The organism is Ensifer sp. YR511 (assembly GCF_900103045.1).
GTDB classification, from domain to species: Bacteria; Pseudomonadota; Alphaproteobacteria; order Rhizobiales; family Rhizobiaceae; genus Ensifer; species Ensifer adhaerens.
Genome location: NZ_FNGR01000002.1, coordinates 370,163 through 387,277 on the forward strand (window position 1 = coordinate 370,163; position 17,115 = coordinate 387,277).

At 62.9% G+C, this 17,115-nt stretch carries 19 protein-coding genes; 7 read left to right on the forward strand and 12 right to left on the reverse strand.

The window, feature by feature from the left end:
* Nucleotides 1-25: 25 nt before the first annotated feature.
* From mnhG to BLU15_RS06300, 7 genes are read right to left on the reverse strand one after another with little or no spacing between them, the layout of a single operon-like run.
* Nucleotides 26-385: a monovalent cation/H(+) antiporter subunit G gene (mnhG, locus tag BLU15_RS06270; protein WP_060584314.1), complete on the reverse strand. Its 360-nt coding sequence runs from the start codon at nt 383-385 to the stop codon at nt 26-28.
* Complete coding sequence (locus BLU15_RS06275) at nt 382-765, reverse strand: cation:proton antiporter (protein WP_090294676.1); 384 nt, start codon at nt 763-765, stop codon at nt 382-384. The genes mnhG and BLU15_RS06275 overlap by 4 nt, the downstream gene beginning before the upstream one ends.
* The gene (locus tag BLU15_RS06280; RefSeq protein ID WP_034789330.1) at nt 762-1,238 is read right to left on the reverse strand and encodes a Na+/H+ antiporter subunit E; all 477 of its coding nucleotides are present in this window, start codon (nt 1,236-1,238) and stop codon (nt 762-764) included. Before BLU15_RS06280 ends, BLU15_RS06275 begins: the two co-directional genes overlap by 4 nt.
* The gene (locus BLU15_RS06285) at nt 1,235-2,797 is read right to left on the reverse strand and encodes a Na+/H+ antiporter subunit D (RefSeq protein WP_090294677.1); all 1,563 of its coding nucleotides are present in this window, start codon (nt 2,795-2,797) and stop codon (nt 1,235-1,237) included. The genes BLU15_RS06280 and BLU15_RS06285 overlap by 4 nt, the downstream gene beginning before the upstream one ends.
* A gap of 7 nt (nt 2,798-2,804) precedes the next feature.
* Nucleotides 2,805-3,182 (reverse strand): Na+/H+ antiporter subunit C, encoded by a 378-nt coding sequence (locus BLU15_RS06290; RefSeq protein WP_060604062.1) that lies wholly within the window; start codon nt 3,180-3,182, stop codon nt 2,805-2,807.
* On the reverse strand, nt 3,182-3,601 hold the full coding sequence (locus BLU15_RS06295) for a Na(+)/H(+) antiporter subunit B (RefSeq protein ID WP_034789325.1): 420 nt from the start codon (nt 3,599-3,601) through the stop codon (nt 3,182-3,184). Before BLU15_RS06295 ends, BLU15_RS06290 begins: the two co-directional genes overlap by 1 nt.
* Nucleotides 3,598-5,958 (reverse strand): putative monovalent cation/H+ antiporter subunit A, encoded by a 2,361-nt coding sequence (locus BLU15_RS06300; protein ID WP_090294679.1) that lies wholly within the window; start codon nt 5,956-5,958, stop codon nt 3,598-3,600. Before BLU15_RS06300 ends, BLU15_RS06295 begins: the two co-directional genes overlap by 4 nt.
* Before the next feature lie 423 nt (nt 5,959-6,381).
* Here BLU15_RS06300 and BLU15_RS06305 point away from each other — a divergent pair, with 423 nt between their 5' ends.
* The 3 genes from BLU15_RS06305 to BLU15_RS06315 all read left to right on the forward strand — a co-directional run bounded on the left by BLU15_RS06305 (nt 6,382) and on the right by BLU15_RS06315 (nt 9,098).
* Nucleotides 6,382-7,974, forward strand: coding sequence for an EAL domain-containing protein (locus BLU15_RS06305; RefSeq protein WP_244546711.1), 1,593 nt, complete (start codon nt 6,382-6,384; stop codon nt 7,972-7,974).
* Between the two features lie 85 nt (nt 7,975-8,059).
* On the forward strand, nt 8,060-8,467 hold the full coding sequence (gene msrB, locus BLU15_RS06310; RefSeq protein WP_034789321.1) for a peptide-methionine (R)-S-oxide reductase MsrB: 408 nt from the start codon (nt 8,060-8,062) through the stop codon (nt 8,465-8,467).
* Nucleotides 8,468-8,573: 106 nt separating this feature from the next.
* Nucleotides 8,574-9,098, forward strand: coding sequence for a hypothetical protein (locus tag BLU15_RS06315; protein ID WP_060604052.1), 525 nt, complete (start codon nt 8,574-8,576; stop codon nt 9,096-9,098).
* 7 nt (nt 9,099-9,105) lie between these two features.
* Here BLU15_RS06315 and BLU15_RS06320 read toward each other — a convergent pair whose 3' ends face one another.
* A complete protein-coding gene (locus tag BLU15_RS06320; RefSeq protein ID WP_029742916.1) occupies nt 9,106-9,762 on the reverse strand; it encodes a PAQR family membrane homeostasis protein TrhA in 657 nt (218 codons plus the stop codon).
* A gap of 243 nt (nt 9,763-10,005) precedes the next feature.
* Here BLU15_RS06320 and BLU15_RS06325 point away from each other — a divergent pair, with 243 nt between their 5' ends.
* On the forward strand, nt 10,006-10,476 hold the full coding sequence (locus BLU15_RS06325; protein WP_090294680.1) for a GNAT family N-acetyltransferase: 471 nt from the start codon (nt 10,006-10,008) through the stop codon (nt 10,474-10,476).
* A gap of 2 nt (nt 10,477-10,478) precedes the next feature.
* Here the strand turns inward: BLU15_RS06325 and BLU15_RS06330 are convergent, their stop codons facing one another.
* Nucleotides 10,479-10,823, reverse strand: coding sequence for a TraR/DksA family transcriptional regulator (locus BLU15_RS06330; protein WP_029742914.1), 345 nt, complete (start codon nt 10,821-10,823; stop codon nt 10,479-10,481).
* 65 nt (nt 10,824-10,888) lie between these two features.
* Complete coding sequence (locus tag BLU15_RS06335; protein ID WP_029742913.1) at nt 10,889-11,311, reverse strand: universal stress protein; 423 nt, start codon at nt 11,309-11,311, stop codon at nt 10,889-10,891.
* Between the two features lie 300 nt (nt 11,312-11,611).
* Here BLU15_RS06335 and BLU15_RS06340 point away from each other — a divergent pair, with 300 nt between their 5' ends.
* A complete protein-coding gene (locus BLU15_RS06340; RefSeq protein WP_090294683.1) occupies nt 11,612-12,490 on the forward strand; it encodes a VOC family protein in 879 nt (292 codons plus the stop codon).
* A gap of 61 nt (nt 12,491-12,551) precedes the next feature.
* Here the strand turns inward: BLU15_RS06340 and BLU15_RS06345 are convergent, their stop codons facing one another.
* A complete protein-coding gene (locus BLU15_RS06345; RefSeq protein WP_090294685.1) occupies nt 12,552-12,908 on the reverse strand; it encodes a winged helix-turn-helix transcriptional regulator in 357 nt (118 codons plus the stop codon).
* Nucleotides 12,909-13,038: 130 nt separating this feature from the next.
* Here BLU15_RS06345 and BLU15_RS06350 point away from each other — a divergent pair, with 130 nt between their 5' ends.
* Nucleotides 13,039-13,878, forward strand: a complete 840-nt coding sequence (locus BLU15_RS06350) for an SDR family oxidoreductase (RefSeq protein WP_090294686.1) — start codon at nt 13,039-13,041, stop codon at nt 13,876-13,878.
* Nucleotides 13,879-14,044: 166 nt separating this feature from the next.
* Complete coding sequence (locus BLU15_RS06355) at nt 14,045-16,204, forward strand: inverse autotransporter beta domain-containing protein (RefSeq protein WP_162731932.1); 2,160 nt, start codon at nt 14,045-14,047, stop codon at nt 16,202-16,204.
* Between the two features lie 64 nt (nt 16,205-16,268).
* Here BLU15_RS06355 and BLU15_RS06360 read toward each other — a convergent pair whose 3' ends face one another.
* Complete coding sequence (locus BLU15_RS06360) at nt 16,269-17,027, reverse strand: class I SAM-dependent methyltransferase (RefSeq protein ID WP_090294690.1); 759 nt, start codon at nt 17,025-17,027, stop codon at nt 16,269-16,271.
* Between the last annotated feature and the right edge of the window lie 88 nt (nt 17,028-17,115).

Sequence of the window (17,115 nt, forward strand, 5' to 3'; positions counted from 1 at the left end):
AATACAGTTTCAGAACTGTCGTCGATCAGTCGCGACGCGGCTCTTCCTTTTGCGGAAGCTGATCTATGACAGACAGCTTTGTCAGTCTGTAACCTACCTGATGTGCGGCTTTTGCCAGGAGATGAGCCGAGATCGGCGCAGTCAGAACGAAGAAAAAGAAGCCTGCGAGCGCGCGAATCAAGATGGCTGGATCGAGAGAATGCACGCCTGCGCCCAGAAGCAACAGGCCCGATCCGATCGTGCCGGCCTTGGAGGCCGCATGCATGCGCGTATAGAGATCGGGGAAACGGATGATGCCGATCGCCGCCAGCAGCGAAAAGATCGCGCCGACAACCAACAGAACGGCGACCAGCAGGGTGACGGCAATCTCGAGGACCGGGCTCATCGGCGCGCCCCCTTGCGCTTGCGCTGCGTCGATTTGCCTCTCGTCGCCGACGCGCGTTTGACCTGCACTCCGCCCCCTTCGACAGCCGCCCTCTCCGGCGAGAGGCCGCGCGCGAGGACGAAGCGGGCGAAGGCGACCGTTGCCAGGAAACCGACAAGGCCGAGCGCGATGGCAATGTCGATGTAAAGGTTGAAGCCGGTGCGTATGGCGACGACGGCGATGAGGCCGATGGCGATCGCCACCAGCATATCGAGGCCGAGCACCCGATCCGGCAATGTCGGGCCGCGGATGATGCGCCAGACCGTTATCAGAAGCGCTGCGGACAGGACGACAAAGGCAAAGCCGGTGGGAAGGGCGAGGATCTGCGCCGACAGGGTCATTCGAAGGCCTCCTTGATCCGGCGCTCGAAGCCATTGGCGATATCGCGCCTGAGGCCGCCCGGATCGGCGCAGTCGAGCGCATGAACATAGAGCGTGCGGCGGTCGTCGGAGACGTCGACCGACAGCGTTCCCGGCGTCAGCGTGATGAGATTGGCCAGCAGCGCGATTTCGAAGTCGCTCTTGACCGTCAGCGGATAGGCGAAGATGCCGGGCTTCAACACCATCTTCGGCTGAATGACCAGCAAGGCGACCTTGGTCGCCGAAATTGCCAGTTCCTTGAAGAACAGCGCCGTCAGCAGGAAAAGCTTGATCGGGCGCACAGGGTAGGCAACCGGCTGAAGCTCGCGCCGGATGAGAAAGAGCGAGAGTGCTCCGACGGCAAAACCGAGGATCAGGTTGGCCGGCGAGAAGCTGGCGCTGATGGCGCCCCAGATCGCCGTGAACACGAGATTGATGGTCAGGAACTTGGTCACGGGGCACCTCCCGGGAAGACCGAGTCCAGGTAGGCCGACGGCTCGGAAAGGCCCGCCGCTGCACTCTGAACCATGGCAAGCAACGGCTCCGGATAAAGACCGATCGCGAGCGCCAGCACAGTCAAGGCTGCAAGCGGCAGAAGTGCCGCCGGCGCGATCGTCGCAGACGCAGCGCCGCCCTCACCAGAGGCCGCATCACGCCAATAGGCGAGCAGGAAGAAGCGGCCGGTGACGATGGTCGTCAGGAAGCCGGTCAGAAGCAGGACGGCCGCCAGCCACCAGGCGCCGATATCGAGCGCCGCCTTGACCAGCATCACCTTGGGCCAGAAGCCGGAGAACGGCGGCAGGCCGGAGACGGCGAAGGCAAGCATGAGCGTCAGCGCCGCGAAACCGGCATGGCGGCGATAGAGGCCCGCCAGAGAGACAAGCGAGAAGCTGCCGCCGAGCCTCGCCGCGACACCGGACGCGAGATAAAGCGCGGTCATGACGAGCATCGAATGCAGCGCGTAGAAGATCGCGCCGCCGATGCCGCCCGGGCCGCCGACGGCGACACCCGCAAGGATCGAGCCGATGCCGGAGACGACGAGATAGCCGAGCATGCGGCGGAAATCCGTCTGCGCCAACGCGCCCAGAACGCCGACGAGCATCGTCAGCGCGCCGGCAATGGCGATGACGAAGCTCAGTTCTTCGCGCTCGACCGGCAGCAGCATGACGGTAACGCGGATCAAGGCGTAGATCCCGACCTTGGTAAGCAGACCGGCAAAGAGCGCCGACACGACCACGCGCGGCGTATGATAGGACGCCGGCAGCCAGAAGTTCACCGGAAAGGCAGCAGCCTTCATGCCGAAGGCAAGCACGAACAGCGCCGTCAGCGTCATCAGCGGCGCCGTACCCGCGAGCCCCTCGGCCTTGCGGGCAATATCGGCCATGTTGAGCGTGCCGAAGCTCGCATAGAGATAGCCGGTCGTGATCAGGAACAGGGTCGTCGCGACCAGGTTGAGGAAGCCGTATTTCACCGCTCCGTCGATCTGTTCGCGTTCAGAGCCGAGCACGATCAGGCCGAAGGACGAGATCAGCAACACCTCGAACCAGACATAGAGATTGAAGATATCGCCGGTCAGAAAGGCGCCGGAGACGCCGGCCATCAGCAGCATCAGGAACGGATAGAAGCCGTAGCGCCGACCGCTGTCGTTGATGTCGGCGAGCGAATAGACGCCGCCGGCAAGCGCCACGACGGAGGCCGTCAAAGCAAAGAGCGCGCCGGTCAGGTCGACGGTGAAGGCGATGCCGAAAGGCGGCAGCCAGCGCCCCATGACCATCGTTACCGGTCCGCTTGCAAGGACATGGCGAAGTAGGAGCGCGTCGATGATGACGAGCCCGGCCAGGCCGGCAACCGCGATGTAGGGATGCCAATCAATTTTCCGGCGCAGCATCACGAGCAGGGCGCCGATTGCGAGGCACCAGGCAACTGGCAGGATCACCAGCCAGTCGGCAGACGCGACGGGCTCGAGCACGAGCGCGGCGGAGAGATCTGCGGGGGGAGAGGTTGTAGCGGCCATGGGTCGGTCAGTATCCAAGCGGCGCAGCCGGCTCGTCCTTCGGCTCGGCAACGCGCATCTCGTCGGTATTGTCGGTTTGCAGCTGCTCGTATGCCCGCCACGCAAGAACCAGCAGGAACGCGAAAAAGGAGAAGGAGATGACGATCGCCGTCAGGATCAGCGCCTGCGGCAGGGCGTTGGCGGCGGGGCCGACGAGCGCATCCTTGTGGCTGGGAACGACCGGCGGGATGCCACGCGTGAGCCTGCCACCGGTAAAGATCAGGAGGTTGACGGCATTTCCGAGGATGGCAACGCCAAGCAGCACCCGGATGACATACTTCGACAGGAGCAGATAGACGGCGACCGTGAAGAAGATGCCGACGAGCAGAGCGAACCAGGCTTCCATCATTCGCCTCCCCGCTCTTCGAGCGAAAGCGCAATCGAACTGATCGCGCCGACGACCACGAGATAAACGCCGCAATCAAACAGCATCACCGTCGAGAGCGGTACTTCCAGGCCGAGCACCGAGGGATAGACCCACAGGCCGGTCATGAAGGGAACGCGGGCGGCGATCGAGATCAGGCCGGCGACCGTCGCGGCCAGGAGGCCTGCCCCGGCAATCGCCATCGGGTGGAAATAGATCGCACGGCGCACCGTCTCGACACCGCAGGCGATGCCGTAGATCGCCAGCGCCGACACCGCGATCAAGCCGCCGATGAAACCGCCGCCCGGCTCGTTGTGGCCGCGCAACAGGACGAAGATCGAAAACAGCACCATGAGGCTCGTCAGGAACGGCGCGACGGCGCGGAAAATCACCGACTTCATGCGCGTTCCTCCGCATCCGGATCGTTATCGGCGACGCGCCGCAGCGAACCCGCCCTCAAGCGAACCAAGGACAGGATCGCAAGACCCGTGACCATCACCACTGCGATCTCGCCCAGCGTGTCCGTGCCGCGGAAATCGACGATGATGACGTTCACCACATTGGCGCCGTGGGCGATCGACTTCGAGTAGAGATTGAAGAAGTCGGTGAGCGTCGCATCGAAGGGTACACCCGTCACCTTCAACAGCATCAGCCCGAAGCCGAGACCGCAGGCAAGGGCGATCGCGACATCCGGGATTTTTTGCGCAAGCGGACGATGGTCCGACGGCGACAACCGGAGCCGCGTCATCACAAGCGCAAGGACGACGACCGAAAGCGTCTCGATCATGAACTGGGTGAAGGCCAGATCCGGCGCGCCATAGAGCAGGAAGATGACCGCGACGGCAAAGCCCTGGATGCCGAGCGAAACGATGGCGGTCAACCGGTCGGCAGCAAGCACCACCGCGATGAGGCCGATGACCGCGATCGCCATGATCGCCAATTCATGCAGCGGCACGTCGGCGGCAAAGAGCGGCGGGCGCGGGAACTCGCCATAGGCGATCGGCACGACCAAAAGCACGAAGGCAATGAGGATGAAGGTCGCGGTCATGTAGACTTCGAGGCGCCCGGATTGCAGCCGGCGGGTCAGTGCGACGGAGAAACGAACGAGCTCGCGGATGAACTGGTCGAAGCCACGATCCGGACCCCAGCCGATATCGGCAAGGATCGTCGCCATGAAGGCACGCACACGGTCTAGCTTCAGATAAAAGCCGATGCCGATGACTGCGGTCACGATCGACATGATCAAGGGCAAGCCGACGTGAGGAACGACCGAAATCGTGACCGCACGGGGTTCGCCCGCGATCGCCGACGCCATCGGCGTCGATACCAGTTCATGCGTCAGTCCGGAAAGCAGCGCCGCGGAGAGCCCCTTGGCGGCAAGCAGCGCCGGCCCGAGCCAGAGCAAGATCGGAGCCTCGTGGGCCGCCTTCGGCGTCTCGATCTTTGCACCGACGAACGGCTTGAGCGCGACGGCAAAGGCCACCGCGAACATCAGTGCATTGCCGAGGATCGCAATCGCGGCAAAGACCAGGGAACGGCGATCGAAGCCTGAGAGTGCGTAGTAGATCTCCTCCTTGGCGATGAAGCCGAAGAAGGGAAACAGCCCGCCCATCGAGAATGCCGCGGCAAGCGCTATGACGAAGGTGAGCGGCATGGCGGAGCGAAGCCCCCCGAGCCTCGTCACGTCGCGCGTGCCGGTCTCGTGGTCGATGATGCCGGCGACCATGAACAGGGCGCCTTTGAACAGCGAATGGGCGACAAGATAGAGCACCGCCGCTTCGATCGCGTGGGGTGCGCCAAGCCCTGTCAGCATGACCAGCAGGCCGAGGGACGCCATCGTCGTGTAGGCGAGCATCAGCTTCAGGTCAGTCTGGCGGCAAGCGAGCGCCGCGCCGATGACGAGTGTGGCGCCGCCGAAGAGCGGCAAAAGGATCTGCCATTCGGGTGTGCCGCCGAGCACCGGGTTCAGCCGCATCAGCAGATAGACACCGGCCTTCACCATGGTCGCCGAATGCAGATAGGCCGAGACGGGCGTCGGGGCTTCCATCGCGTTCGGCAGCCAGAAATGGAAGGGGAACTGGGCCGACTTGGTAAAGGCGCCGCCAAGTACCAGGAGCAGCGCCGCCAGATAGAACGGGCTTTCGCGCATCTCCGACCCGAAGGCAGACAGCAGCGAGAGCTGGGTGACGCCGCTGACATTCCAGATGATCAGCAGTCCGGCAAGCAGGAACAGGCCCCCGCCTCCGGTTACGACCAGCGCCTGCAGGGCTGCGCGCCTTGCCGCCTCGCGCGAATGATCGAAGCCGATCAGCAGGAACGAGGTGATCGAGGTCAGTTCCCAGAACACAAAGAGCATCAGGAAGCTGTCGGAGACGACGACCCCGAGCATCGAGCCCATGAACATCAGGATGAAGGAAAAGAACCGCCCCTGCTGCGGGTGGCCTTTCAGATAGCCGCCGGAATAGAGCACGATCAGCGCGCCGATGCCGGCAATCAGCAGGACGAATGTGAGCGACAGGCCGTCGATCAGCCAGGAAAAGCTGACGTTGAACGAGGGTATCCAGGCATAGCCGCCCGTAACCACCTCGCCCTTGGCGACTTCCGGCCAAAAACGGATAAAGTGCAGCACGATCGCCAAGGGAAACAGCGCAAGCACCCAGGCGGCGTTGTGCCCGAGAAGACGTGTCAGAAGCGGCGCGAGCAATGCCGCGACGAAAGGCAGTGCGAGGGCCAGAAATGTCAGGGCCGCAACATCCATCGTCCTGGCCTGCTCCTTTTATTTCATCGTATGATCGATCGGACTCCCGACATAAAAGAAGGGTGTTGGGGTCTCAAGCCTTATCCGGATAAAATCGGCGTTATATATCCGTCAGTTCGGCCGGACGAACCGAAGCGGAGGCCTTGCATTACCAGATTCGCGCGATTTACGCGGTGTCCGCCAACAACAATTAAAATGCTGTTAGCAAAATATTCATCGGGCGGCGGGGGATAGATCGAACGTTCTGGAAACGGAACTGCAAGACGTGATAGTTGTATTTGCAGACTTTCTCAATTCAGAGCGAACCGACCACAAGCCTCCGCCGGCAGACCTTGCAACGGCTCAGAAGCGGTTGCCCGCTTCAGTATCGATAACGACAGGCACGGAACAGAACATCACTATCTCGAATAGGGCGGGACCCGCTTGGAACGATCTCGCATAGTCGTCATCGCCAGTATCCTGGCCGCCCTCGGCGCGATCCTGCCGATGCTTGCGGCCTACTATCTTTCCTGGTCGATCGCCGTGCGCGGCGAACAGGCCCGGCTCGCCCGCCTGGCCGACTATGCCATCATGCGCGCAGACGCCGCGCTCGGAGAAGCGTCCCGGGCGCTGAAGACGGCCGACCGGTTCGACATGCCGCCATGCATGGCCACGCATATCGCAGCCTTGCGCTCCCTCGTCGTCAACACGACCGCCATCGAGGATATCGGCTACTTCGAGAACGGGTTGCTCAGATGCACCTCGTGGGGTTACCCGCCGCGTCGGCTCACCCGCTCGCCGCCTGCCGATTTCTTTGCGAGCAACGGCGTCGAAGTCATCCCGCGGATGTATCCGACAATCAGCACCGGCGCGCCCATGACGGCGTTCCGGTATCGCTCCTACACGGTGCTGACCAACCCGGTCCGGTTCGTCGACGTGATCGCCGAGCCCGGCACCCGGCTTGCTGTCGCCACCAAAAACGGCGTGCTGGTCAGCACCCTCAACGATCCTGACCCGTCGCTGACGGAACGGCTCGCCGATCTTCCGAAGACCGGCAGCAATGCCGAGGACCTGTTTGCAACATCACGGGACGCCGACTGGATCGCCGTTGCCACTGCGCCCAGCATCGCCATTCTCAGCGACATGGATCGGGAACGCCTGCTGCTCCTGCCAGTCGGGGCGCTGGTCGCGGCGCTGATGGTCGGGCTTGTCGTCTGGCTATCCCGGCGTCGTCTGTCGCCGCTTGGCGAGCTTTCGATTGCCGTGCAGCGGCGCGAGTTCATTGTGCACTACCAGCCGCTGATCGAGCTCAAGAGCGGCATCTGCGTCGGCGCGGAGGCGTTGGTGCGATGGCGGCGCCCCGATGGGCAGATGGTCCGGCCAGATCTCTTCATCCCTCTTGCGGAAGAAAACGGACTGATCGAGGAAATCACCGATCAGGTCCTCATTGCGATGATCGCCGAATTGAAGAGCGTGCTCGTCGCCGACCGCTCGCTGCACATCGCGATCAACCTCGCCGCCGACGACCTGAAATCCGGACGCATCCTGCCGGTAATGGAGGCGGCGCTTCGAAACACCGGCGTGCTTACAGAACAGATCTGGCTGGAGGCAACCGAACGCGGCTTCATGGACGTCAAATCCGCCCGGGCGACGATCGAGGAGGCGCGCCGGCGTGGCCACTCCGTGGCTATCGACGACTTCGGCACCGGCTATTCGAGCCTGCAATACCTGCAGGAGCTACCGCTCGATGCGCTGAAGATCGACAAGTCGTTCATCGATACGGTCGGCACCGATTCGGCCACCAGCTCGATCACGCCGCATATCATCGACATCGCCAATTCGCTCGATCTCTACATCGTTGCCGAGGGGATCGAGCGGCAGGAACAGGCCGACTATCTCATTGGGCGCGGCGTGCAATACGGCCAGGGCTGGCTGTTCTCCAAGGCGCTGCCGGCGGCCGAGTTCATTGCCTTCTACAATGACAGCAAACGCAGGCTCGGGGCCGGGCCGGCGGTGATCCGCCGCGAAATCGCTTGAGGCCCTTCACGCGGACGCGGCCTGGTGATGTTTGCGCGCGCGGTCCTGCATTCCTATATAGTCGCGGCAACGACAGGAGACGTTCATGACGACCGTAAAGACGCCGAAAGTGGTGAAAACCGATGCGGAATGGCGGGCACAGCTCTCGCCGGAGCAGTATCGCATCACGCGACAGCAGGGCACCGAGCGTCCGTTCACTGGTCCGTTCCTCAACAACAAACAGACGGGCACCTACGAATGCGTCTGTTGCGGCCGGGCGTTGTTCCGCTCCGACACCAAGTTCGATTCCGGGTGCGGTTGGCCGAGCTACTTCGCCGCGGTCGACGATCAGGCGATCCGCGAGATCGAGGACCGCTCCCACTTCATGGTGCGCACGGAAATCCGCTGCGCCGATTGCGATGCGCATCTCGGCCACGTCTTTCCCGACGGCCCGCCGCCGACGGGGCTGCGCTACTGCCTGAACGGCCATGCGATGACGTTTACCGAGGATTGACACCGGGGCGCGGAAGGAGTGGCATGGGATGCTGTTCCGCCGGGAACGGTCCCATGGCGCCAGCCGCGCTAGAAGCTATAGATCGAGCAAGCGAGAGGAGGTCCGCATGCTACGCATCCTGACAGCACTCGCATTGCTGCTTCCCTCCGCCCTCACAGCGGCGGCGGCCGAAGACTGGGTTCCCTACGCCAACGCCCGCTTTGGCTACGTGCTCGACATTCCTCCCGGTTTCGAGCTGCAGAGCCAGGGCGACAATGGCGATGGCGCGAGTTTTCACGCCAACGACAACGGCGCGACCCTTTCGGTCTTTGGCAGCACGCTCATGGACGGTGACTTCGAGACCGACGTCAACGACCGCATGGGCTACGAGCGGGAGGGTGACTGGCGGATTTCCTATTCGCGTGTGACGGCCGCCTGGGCGAGTTTCTCGGGCGCGCGCGGTGACGAAGTGTTCTATACCCGGGCGATCGCGCTCTGTGACGGCAGCGCCGCCTATTTCCGCCTGCAGTACCGCAAGACCCGGCTCACCAGCTTCGATGGCGTGATTTCGCGCATGGCAGAGGCGCTGAGACCTTCAGAAGGTTGCCAGCATCCACCGGTCGCCGCGGCCGCCGGCGAAGCGCCAAACTGATCGCCGCTCAGGACGCGGCGCTGAAACAGGTCAGCACGGCCGAATAGTGTACCGCCGCTCCGGTTACGACGAAGCCATGCCAGATGGCGTTCTGGAAGCGCAGCTTTTCCCACACATGGAAGATCACGCCGGCAGAATAGATGATGCCGCCGATCAGGATCAGCACGAGCGTCGTTGCCGTCAGCGCCGACAGCAGCGGGCCGACCGCGAGCACGCCGCTCCATCCCATGGCGAGATAGAGCAGGATCGCCAGCCGGTCGAAGCGGCCCGGGAAGAAGCACTTGATGGCGACGCCCAGGCCGGCGATCGCCCAGATGCCGATCAGCATCACGAACAGGAAGGGATCATCGAGGCCGCGCTGCAGGAAGGGCGTATAGGTCGCGGCGATCAGTACGAAGATCGAGGAGTGGTCGAAGCGGCGCAGGAACCACTTGGTGCGCGAAACCGGATAGAGGTTGTAAAGAAACGAGATCGAGAGCGTCGCGAGCAGTCCCGCGCCATAGACGGCGGCGGCGGCAAGCTGGCCGGTCGTGCTCCACAGCGTTGCGTAGAAGATCAGCGCGGTCACGCCAACCAAGGCAGCCGCCAGGCCGATGCCGTGAACGATGCCGTCGGCAATCAGTTCCGAACGGTCATAGTTCCATTTGACGCCTGCGAATTCCACGTCTTCCCTCTCCCCGAGCCTTTTCTTCTCCGGCGGCGCGCATGCCCCATCGCACCGCAACGTTTCCACCATCCTGCCACAAGGCCGCGCCGCGGCAAAGAAGCAGGGACGTGGCAAAAGCATCAACTTTTGCAACGCATTACAACAATCGCATGACCGGTCTGAGAAGTTTGACGGGAGACTTGCCGAAGGCCACGGCGATGACCACATGAACGGCCGAAGGATGCGATCGGGAGGATCATCATGTCAGTCTTGCGTAGCCCTCAGCCGGATCAGGCGGCCGCGCTCAGCGACCTCTGCGTGCGATCAAAGGCCGTTTGGGGTTATGACGCCGCCTTCCTTGAGGCATGCCGGGCGGCTTTGACGCTCACAGCCGACGACTGGATGGATTCGGAGCTTCAGGTCGCCATGGAGGGCGAGCGCATCCTCGGTCTGGCGCAGGTCCGCGGGAGCGGACAGGTGGTTGAACTGGACAAGCTGTTCATCGAGCCGGAAGCACGGGCGGCAGGCATTGGCCGGCAGCTTTTCGACTGGTGCGTCGCAGCCGCCCGCAAGCGCGGCGCAATGGTCATGACGATCGATGCGGATCCCGGCGCTGCCGACTTTTACCGCCGCATGGGGGCAATCGATGACGGGGTCGTCGCGTCGAGCGTGATCCCCGGGCGGTTCCTTCCCCGACTGAAAGTGGATTTGGGGAGCGGTCCGACCGCCTGACGTCAACGCCCGCCGCGGGCGACCTCGGCCGCGCACTCCTGACATAGTGGCGCATGAGGCACAGCCTGCAGGCGCGCCGCCGAAATCGGCAGGCCGCAGCGCACGCAGGTTCCGAAGGTGCCGGCGGCGATCCGATCGAGCGCGGCATCGATCGCACGGATCTCCTCCTGGCCCGCAAGACCAAGGCCTTCGAGAACCTCGTCCCCTTCCCGCTCGGTCACCCGGTCCGGGACATCAGCGTTCATCGGCTCATCGAGATCGTGCTCGATCCTGACCAGACGCCCCTGCAGCTCCGCCTTGCGGCGTGTCAGGCGGTCGTGAAAGTCGTCAAGCCCATGTTTGTCCATCTGAAGACTCCTTGGCGGTGGCGGCGCGAAGGTCTCGCGCCGCATGCGCTCTTGTTGTTCGTGGCTTACCGGTCGACGAGAACGGCGCAGGGGCAATGGCTGACGACCCGGCTTGCCGTCGATCCGATGAAGTAGTCGATGAGGCCCGGCCGATGGGACGCGATGATGACGAGATCGGCGTTTTCTTCGCTGGCAAGGGCGTTAATGGTGCCGGCGGCCCCGCCGGTGCGGATTTCGATGCGGCCCTTGATCCCATGCTTGGTTTTGAGCGCCTCGAGCGTCTTTAACGCCTGCTTTCGGGATTCCTCGACCATTTCCAGCGGGAAATCCACGATCATGTAGCCTTGCGCATAGGCGTTCAGATCCTCGACGACGTTCAGCAGGATAATCTCGCCCCCCTCATCGATCAGCTTTTCGGCAATGCCGAGCACGGACTCGCCGTGTTCGAGCTGATCCATGGCAATCGGGACGATGATCTTCTTGTACATGCTGTACTCCTTCTGTTGCCCACGCGGATCGCCAGGCTGTTGCCACAGGCCAATCCCTCGTCTCAAGATTGCGCCTCGACGGCATCTTCGGCTTTGATTGAAATCAAATCGAAAGCGCTGCGCGCGCATGGCCCCACTCGAAATGAGGTAGGGCGACGACAACCACTGTCAACGCGCGTCGAACACAACATCAAGTGACTGACAGGCTTCCGTGAACGAACGAGGCGGCCCATATTCCCAACAGTTTCGATGAAACTGAAACGGCGAACCGGCCGTAGCTTCGATGCCAAGGAGACAGACATGACCTCGCAGGAGACTTTCGACATGCCAACCGACCATGCGCTTGCCATGCCCGCGCATGTCGAGCATGCGCATCTGGTCGTCCAGGATCTGCCGGCCGTGTCCGCCTGGTATCAGAAGATCATGGGCCTGAGCCCGATCGAAGCGAGCAAGAGCGGCGAGACGCTGGGCGTCAATGGCCACCCGCTGCTGACCCTGACGACCGAAGGCAACGCCGCGCGGGCGCCACGCAACACGCCTGGCCTCTTCCACAACGCCTTTCTTGTTCCGAGCCGCGAAGAACTCGGCCGCTGGCTCGCCCATATCGCGCACAACAATATCAGGCTGCAGGGCGCGTCCGACCACCTGGTCAGCGAGGCGATTTACCTCGCCGATCCGGAAGGCAACGGCATCGAAGTCTATCGCGACCGGCCGCGGAGCGAATGGACGTTTAAGCCGGATGGGACCGTCGGCATGGATACGCTGCCGCTCGATCTGCAGGCGCTCTACGACGAAGCACCCAAGGACAATTGGGGCGGCATGGCGGACGGGACGGCCATCGGCCATATCCATCTGCAGGTGTCCGATATTCCTCAGGCCGATGCTTTCTTCCGCGACGTGCTGGGCCTGGGGCTGATGGCACGCTATCCCGGCGCGAGCTTCTTCGGCGCGGGCAAGTACCACCATCACGTCGCCGCCAATATCTGGAACTCGCGGGGTGCGCCGAAGCGCGAAGGCCACATGACCGGACTTTCGGATTATACGATCCAGTACAAGGAGCCGGGCGAGCTCACAGCGGCGCTCGCGAAGCTCGATACGCTGGAAATCGCTGTCAGCCGCAACGGCAATGGCCAAAGCCTCGTCGACCCCTGGGGCATCGGCCTCAAGCTCGTCGCCTGATCCTCTCTCCCAGGCCACAGGCGCCTTTGCGCCAGTGGCAAACTTGCCGGCCGCAGCCGCCTCAGGTGCTGCGGTCGTATTTTTGCTGGGCTTGCAGCACAGCCTCGATGTTCTCCTCCGCCCAGCGCGTCAGCGCCGCGACCGTCGAGGTCAGCGTGCGACCGAGCGGCGTGATCGCATGTTCCACGGTCACCGGCACCGTCGCAAAGACGCTGCGGCTGACGAGCCCGTCCCGCTCCAGCTTCTTCAGGGTCTGCGACAGCACCTTCTGCGAGATGCCGTCGATCTCGCGCTTCAACTGGTTGAAGCGCACCGGCTGTTCATCGAGCTTTCCAAGCACCAGCACGGCCCATTTGTCGGCAAGCCTGTCCAGCACCAGGCGGGTCGGACAGGTCTGGATATAGACGTCGTACTCCATCGGGCACCCCATCGCGGTTTCCGAGCGGAAACCATGTCACCAAAAACTGCCTCCTTTACAGCATTTTCCCGGACCAATATCCAGTGTCCATCCGCAACATGGTTTCATTTGGATACTTAGGAGAACGGTGATGGCAGGCAAGATTCTGGTTCTTGGATCGAACGGGACGATCGGCAGCAAGGTGGTACGGGCGCTGGTCGCGCGTGGCGAAACGGTCAGGGCTGTGTCCCGAAAGGCGACAGCCGTTGATGGCGCGGAAGCCGTCGCCTTCGACTACGAGGATGCCACGACCTTTGGCCCGGCGCTCGACGGCGTCGACCGCCTGTTCGTTCTGACACCGGCGGGATATCTCGACCCGGTCGGGCTGGTCGGACCGATCATGGCCGCCGCTGCCGCGCGCGGCATCAAGGTCGTGCTGATGACCGTCATCGGCGTCGATGCGGACGACAACATCCCCTATCGCCAACTTGAGCTGCAGCTCGAGAAAACCGGAACACCCTTCGTCATCCTCCGGCCAAACTGGTTCTCCGACAATTTCCAGAGCTACTGGATCGAGGGTATCCGCCACGGCGCGATCGCGGTTCCGGCGGCCGAAGGCAAGACGAGCTTCATCGATACACGCGACATTGCCGAAAGCATCGTGGCAGCGTTGACCAGCGAAGCCTTCAACGGCCGCGCCTTCAACCTCACCGGGCCGGAAGCGCTGAGCTACGGCGAGGCGGCAGCGATCCTGTCACGCGTGACCGTTAAGCCCATCGCCTACACGCCTGTCGATGACGAGACCTTCGTCGGCGTGCTGGTCGGCGCCGGGGTGCCCGAGGACTACGCCCGCTTCCTCGCGTCGATCTTCCATCCCGTGCGCGAAGGCTGGGTGGCAAACCCTACCGGCGACGTAAAGATATTGACAGGCCACGAGCCGCGTAGCCTGGAAACCTACGCCAAGGACAATGCCGAGGCTCTCAGGGCCTGACCGAACCCGGACGATGGCCGCTCGTTCCCGCGCGGGCGGCCTGCGTCAACACGCCGCTGGATAGTTCCCAGACAACCGATCAATAAACTTGAGTATTATACTCACATATTTTAACCGCATGCCCAATCGGCCTCGCCCAAGGTCGCATTCATGCGGAGTTAATAATATGAAAAATAAGAATTTTCTTGCGGCTGCCCTGGCGAGCAGCACCCTTCTTTCGAGCCCCGCGCTGGCGGTGGATTTTCGTCCGCAGGCGGAAATCGAAGGCGGCTTCTTCAGCGGCGGGTCAGCTGCCGGCGGCGGCTTTTTCCTCCCCTTCGTGCTCGATTCGGGCGATGCGATTTTCATCGATACACGCGGGGCCATTGCCAACGATTCCGTCCGCCAGGGCTCCGTCGGCGTGGGCTATCGGTTCCGTGCCAACGACCAATGGGTCATCGGCGGCTACGGCTACTACGACTATCTGAAGAGCGACCACGGCAACGCCTTCAGCCAGCTGTCCTTCGGCTTCGAGGCGCTCAGCGGTGACCTCGAAATGCGCAGCAACTTCTATCTGCCTTTGACCGGCGCCAAGACGCTGAGCGCCTTCAATGCCGCCTATGTGCGCGACCACGTGCTCGTCCTCCAGGAAGGCAAGGAACGGGCGCGACGCGGCATCGACGCCGAAATCGGCGGGCGCCTGCCTGTCTTTGCGGAAGACTCCAACGTTCAGCTGAAGGTTTTCGGCGGCAGCTACTGGTATGGCGGCCGCAACCTCGGCGACATGTTCGGCGCCAAGCTGCGTGCGGAACTGACCTTTGCCGACTTGCCGGGCCTTTCCGAGGGATCGACCGTCTCGCTCGGCGTGACCGGCACCTATGACAACGAGGACAAGCTGAAGGGCGCCGTCATGGCACGGCTGCGCATCCCGTTCGGCGCGACCGGCTCGACCGCCGACGCCTTCGATCCGATGACCCAGCGTGTCGAGCGCGCCACCCGCATCCGCACCCATGCGGGCGCCACCGGCGATGTCGAGGCCGCGCAGCTTGCCGGCACCGGCCGTAACGCCGGCCGGGTGGTGACCGTTTCCTCGGCTTCCGGCAATGCCTCCGACATCAACGCCCTGATCGGGGCTGCCGGCGCCGACGCGCTGATCCTCGCGGACGGCAACCTCGGTCTCGACCGCACACTCGCGCTCGGCAACGGCCAGACACTCCTTGGCGGCGGCGGCGCAATTGCCGTTAGCGGCGCGCGCAGCGGCGCGACCGCAACCTTCGTCAATCAGGGTGCGGCCACCACGATCACCGGCTACAACCCGGCCCAGGACGTGATTGCCATGGCGTCGGGCAGCACCATCTCGTCGCTTTCGGTCCGCGGCGGCCTAGCCGGCATTTCGGCCACGAACGCCGCAGATGTCACCGTCGACAAGGTCGACATTGCCGCCACCAACCACGACGGCATTCGCTTCACGCGCGTTAATGGCGCACTGGTTCAGGACAGCCGCATCCACGACCTCTACATTTGCGAGAACAACACGACCTGCGAATTCTCGATCTACAACCCCAACAAGGCGCCCTATGCCGCCGTCAGCTCCGTCGGCAGCCGAAACGTGACGGTGCGCGACACTGTCATCGACAAGGTCACCTATGGGGTCTTTGCCGGCGGCGAGTTCAGGAAGGTCGGACGGACAGACTACGAACTGGTCACCGGCACGCAGAACGTCACGCTCGACAACGTGACGATCAGCAACTCCCGCCGCGAAGGCGTGCTGCTCGTCGCCGGCAAGGATGTCAGGCTCAACCGTGTAACGGTCGACAATGCCAAGCAGGACCGGGACATGGATCTCGTTGTGCTGCAGGGCACCTCCAACGTCGCGATCAACAACATGCGGCTCTTTGGCGGCATCAACGGTCTGATGCTGGTCTCGAGCCCGAACCTCGATGCGACGACCACCAACGTCAACGTCAAGGGACTGACCGTCGACGGTACCCGCAACGCCGGCATCTTCTTCAATCCCGTCTCCGGGATTTCGCTCGAGGACGTCAAGGTAACGAATGCCGGCACCTATGGCGCCTTCATCTACGGCAACGAGTTCGAGTTCCTTGGAGGACCGGTGCGCGACGTCGTGCTGAAGAACATGACCGTCGACAAAGCCGGCAAGGCGGGCCTCTACTTCTCGGGCCCGACCGAAGACATCGTCGGCAATGTCAGCGTGAGCAACACGCCGAAGGATTGCCTGCTCGACAACGGCTGGTCGGCCGGGACGATTACCCAGTCGCCGGGTTCGGTGCTGACCGTCAACGGCGTGAAGCTCGATCAGGGCAACGCCGCGGCCCGTTGCCGCTGATAACCGAAGCCACGCCCGGGCGACCGGGCGTGGCTCTTTTGTCCGGTTTGCTTCGCCGCGCGATCTATACCGGGCGTCGGCATTCGAAGGTGACCACGTGGTCACCATCTCGTGGAACTCTACCGAAGGCATAATCGCCGGAAACGACGATATCGGCGAAACCGGCTGCCTGCAGCGTCAGTGCCATTTCCTGAACGCCCCACCAGCGCATGGTGAAGAATTCGAGCTCGCTCGACGCCAGCCGTCCCTCTTGCCAGAGGTCGTAGCGCAGGTGCGAAACGGTCGTCTGGCCGAGGATGTCGGTCTTCACCCGCTGGCTGGTCAGGGTCAAAACGTCGCCCGCCTCCGTTTGCCAGCTGCGGATATTCGGCTGCAGGTCGGCGACCATGTCGCCCGGGTAAAGATCGAAGATCAATCGACCACCCGGCGCCAGGTGATCGTAAAAGCGCTTCAGCACGGCTGATGCCGCTGCATGGTCGGCGATCAGCTGCAACGAACCGGCGGGCACGACAATCGCATCGAAGCGCTTTGCATAGGTGAAGGTCTCGAAGGTCTGGCGAGACAGGGCCGGCGCCAAGTCGCGGCCGGCGCATTGGGCGAGACAATAGTCGAGCATGTCCTGCGAGGCATCAAACCCGCAGACATCGAAACCGGCCTCCAGCAACGGGATCAGCGCTCGGCCGTTGCCGACGGCTGGTTCGAGGATCGGCCCACGATAGCCCTCGAGCCTCTGCCGATAATACTCGATGTCGCCGAAAGACTTACCAATATATTTGTCTAAATTATAAACATGAGAGGCAAGTCTGCCATAGGTATTGTTCACGATACCTCTGCTCCCGATAAAACAAAGCAACGCTGTGCTTTATACGGGAGTATGCGACCAGGGCTGTTGTTTGCCAGCCACGCCGACG